Raw genomic sequence first — 3413 nt, 5'->3', positions numbered from 1 at the left:
GAGCTATGCCCGATTCGCGAGGCACCACAACTCCATGATCGACACGGGCGGGCGGGCGGGGGCGGGCCCGGCGGTCACGGGGCACGCGGGCGGGGCGCGGGCGGGGGCGTGGGCGAGGGGTGAGGTTTGTGGACTTGTTTACGGGTGGACTGTGGGGTGGGTGGGGCGGGGCCAGTGGGGGCGGTCGGCGTCGCGGAGGGCCGCGGTGCGGACGGCGGCAAGTTGACGCTCCACCTCGACGAACTGGTCCGCCGGCAGCGGGCCCCGGTGCAGCGCGGCGGCGTTCTCCTCGACCTGGGCGACAGTACGGCAGCCCGGGATCGGAATGGTGCGGCCGCTGCGCGCCCAGATCCAGCCCAACGCGCCCTGGGCGAGGGTGCGCCCGTCGGCGGTGAGCGCGGCACGGACCGCGCCGACCCGGCGCAGCCACTCCGGTGCCGGCCGACCACCCCGGAACCACTCCAACCAGCCCGGGGTCAGCCCGCGTACGTCGTCGCGGGGCAACGTCGACGCGGCCGTGTACTTGCCGGTGAGCAGCCCCATCCCGAGTGGGCCCCGGTTGATGCTGGCCAGGTCGTACTTGTCGCAGACGGCGAGCAGCTCGGGAGCGTCGCGCAGCACCGACAGGGCGTGTTGCACGGCGGTGGCACCGGCGGCGGCGTGCCCGAACGCGGCGGCCCGGTCGGTGCGGTCGGTGCTCCACCCGTACGCGCGGATGAGGCCCTCGGCCACCAGGTCCTCGCAGGTCCCGATCAGCGCCTGCGCCCTCGGCACCGACAGGTCGGCCAGGTGCAGCTGATAGAGGTCGATCCGGTCGGTGCCCAGCCGGCGCAGTGAGGCGGCCACGGCACTGCGCAGGTACGCGGGCGACGCGTCCTCACCGGTGGCCTGCCGGCCGGCCTCGTCGAAGGTGTAACCCCACTTGGTGGCGATCACGGCGTCGTCACGGCGACCGGCGAGCGCGCGTCCGAGCACCCGCTCACCGTGCCCGGCCCCGTACGTGTCGGCGGTGTCGAAGAGGGTGATGCCCAGATCAAGTGCCCGGCGTACCGCCCGCACCGACTCGTCGTCGTCGACAGCGCCCCAGCCCAGTGGCTGGGTACCCTCCGCCCAGGGCCCGCCGATCGCCCAGCACCCCATGCCGAGGGCGCTGACCTCGATGCCGCTGCGCCCCAACACCCGTGTCGTGACTGCCATCGGCCGATCGTGCCACCTTCGGCAGGCCGGGGCGTAGCAGATCCGCGGGCGGACACGCGGGTGCACGGAGACGGTCACGGTGCGGCATGATCAACGCCATGCGGCGGCTCGGGGTGGACATCGGCGGAGTGATCATCGAGCCGGCCGATGGCGACGCGGACACGTCGTTCTTCGGCGCGCACTACCTGCGCACCCCGGCCGTCGTCGGGGCGTTCGACGCGCTCGCGGCGCTCGGCCCGGCGTTCGACGAGGTGCACCTGGTGTCCAAGTGCGGGGAGGCCACCGAGCGGCGTACCCGGGAGTGGCTGGCCCACCATGACTTTCCGGCCCGCACCGGCATCCCGGTCGAGCGGGTGCACTTCTGCCGCACGCGACCGGACAAGGCACCGATCGCCGGACGCCTCGGCCTCACCCACTTCGTGGACGACAAGCTGGAGGTGCTCGGCTATCTCGACTCGGTGCCGCACCGCTTCCTGTTCCGGCCCCGAAGGGCCGAGGTCGCCGCACACGCCGCGATGCTGCCCCGCGTACGCCGGGTGGAGAGCTGGTCGGAGCTGACCCCGCTGCTGCGCGCCGACTAGCCGGACCGGTGCGGAGGCCGCGCGACCGGCGCGGCGCGGCCGGCGGGCGTCAGGACGGCCAGGCGCGGGCGAGCAGGTCGCGGGTGTCGCCGAGCAGCTGCGGCAACACCTTGGTGCGGCCGATCACCGGCATGAAGTTCGCGTCGCCGCCCCAGCGCGGCACCACGTGCTGGTGCAGGTGCGCGGCGATGCCGGCGCCGGCCACCCCGCCCTGGTTCATGCCCAGGTTGAAGCCGTGGGCGTTGCTGACCTTGCGGATCACCCGCATGGCGGTCTGGGTGTACGACGCCAGCTCGGTGGTCTCCGGCACGTCCAGGTCGGTGTAGTCGGCGACGTGCCGGTAGGGGCACACCAGCAGGTGCCCCGGGTTGTACGGGTAGAGGTTGAGCACCACGAAGACGTGCTCGCCCCGGGCCACCACCAGGCTTTCCTCGGGCGGCAGCTTCGGCCCCCGGCAGAAGGGGCAGCCGGTCGGCTTCTCGTAGCCCTCGGCCGGGCGGTCCTCGCCGGAGATGTAGGTCATCCGGTGTGGCGTCCAGAGCCGCTCCAGGCCGTCCGCCATGCCGTCACTGTCCGTGTGCCGTTCCACCCCTGTCACGAGCCGATCCTACGGAGCCCCGCGGGCACGCCGCGACACCCGCCTTGGGGAAACCCGGGACTGCAAGTTCTTGACGGATCAAAGCCGAAGTATGAAACTTCCATGCATCCACGTACTTCCATGCATTGATGGAGGGCTACATGTTCCGACGGCTCGGCAGGTTCCTCGCGGCACTGGCGTTGACCGCCGCCACCACAGTGGCCGGCGTCACCCTCACTGCCGGCGCGGCCCAGGCGGACGGCTGCTACACCTGGGGACGCACCCTGTCCCAGGGGGCGTCCGGCGAGGATGTCCGACAACTCCAGATCCGGGTCGCCGGCTACCCCGGCTACGGCGCGGTGCTCACCCTCGACGGCGCGTACGGCCCGGCCACCCGATCGGCGGTGATCCGCTTCCAGCAGGCGTACGGGCTGCCCGCCGACGGCATCGCCGGCCCACAGACGTTCAACAGGCTCTACGCCCTCCAGGACGACGACTGCACCCCGGCCAACTTCAGCTACCCCGAGCTGAACAAGTGCAACAGCGACTGGTCCGGCGGCGCCGTCTCGGCGAGCACCGCCCGGTTCAACGCGCTCGTCTCGATGTGGAAGCTCCAGGCCATGCGGCACGCCCTCGGCGACGTGTCCATCGCGATCAGCAGCAGCTTCCGCAGCTACGCCTGCAACAGCGCCGTCGGCGGCGCGTCGAACAGCAGACACCTCTACGGCGACGGGGTGGACCTGGTCGGCTCCCCGTCGTTCTGCCGGCTGGCGCAGCAGGCCCGCAACCACGGCTTCGGGCAGATCCTCGGCCCCGGCTACCCCGACCACAACGACCACACCCACGTGGCAGCGGTCGGAGGCTGGTCAGCGCCGAACTGCGGCATCTGACCCCGTAGGCCGCCGCCCGCGCCGGCGCGTCCGGGCGAAGATTGATCACGCTCGAACATGGAAGTAGTGGCCTCCCCCCCCGGGGGGGCCACAAAATACAGGGTCGAGCACCAAAATTCGGCAAACGCGCCGCCCCCCCCGCGTAACCGCGGCGGCGGCGGGGGGGGC

General features: G+C 72.3%; 4 protein-coding genes. 2 read left to right on the top strand and 2 right to left on the bottom strand.

Annotated elements, in window-relative coordinates:
- Positions 1–138: 138 nt before the first annotated feature.
- Positions 139–1197, bottom strand: a complete 1059-nt coding sequence (locus AB0C20_RS35660) for an aldo/keto reductase (RefSeq protein ID WP_357569668.1) — start codon at positions 1195–1197, stop codon at positions 139–141.
- 86 nt (positions 1198–1283) lie between these two features.
- Here AB0C20_RS35660 and AB0C20_RS35655 point away from each other — a divergent pair, with 86 nt between their 5' ends.
- Positions 1284–1778 carry a hypothetical protein gene (locus AB0C20_RS35655; protein WP_357187213.1) on the top strand — a complete coding sequence of 165 codons (495 nt, stop codon included), beginning with the start codon at positions 1284–1286 and terminating at the stop codon, positions 1776–1778.
- Between the two features lie 49 nt (positions 1779–1827).
- On the opposite strand, the gene AB0C20_RS35650 is transcribed toward AB0C20_RS35655, so the two are convergent.
- Entirely contained in the window at positions 1828–2340 is a 513-nt protein-coding gene (locus AB0C20_RS35650; protein ID WP_196930193.1) for an HIT domain-containing protein, read from the bottom strand.
- A 176-nt stretch (positions 2341–2516) separates the two neighbouring features.
- On the opposite strand from AB0C20_RS35650, the gene AB0C20_RS35645 reads away from it, so the two are divergent.
- Positions 2517–3245, top strand: a complete 729-nt coding sequence (locus AB0C20_RS35645) for a D-Ala-D-Ala carboxypeptidase family metallohydrolase (RefSeq protein ID WP_238682954.1) — start codon at positions 2517–2519, stop codon at positions 3243–3245.
- Positions 3246–3413 lie beyond the last annotated feature (168 nt).

The sequence above is a fragment of the Micromonospora sp. NPDC048843 genome, assembly GCF_040649965.1.
Classification (GTDB): domain Bacteria; phylum Actinomycetota; class Actinomycetes; order Mycobacteriales; family Micromonosporaceae; genus Micromonospora; species Micromonospora hortensis.
Note: the sequence above shows the minus strand (reverse complement) of the source record. Positions and strands in the feature narration are given on the sequence as shown.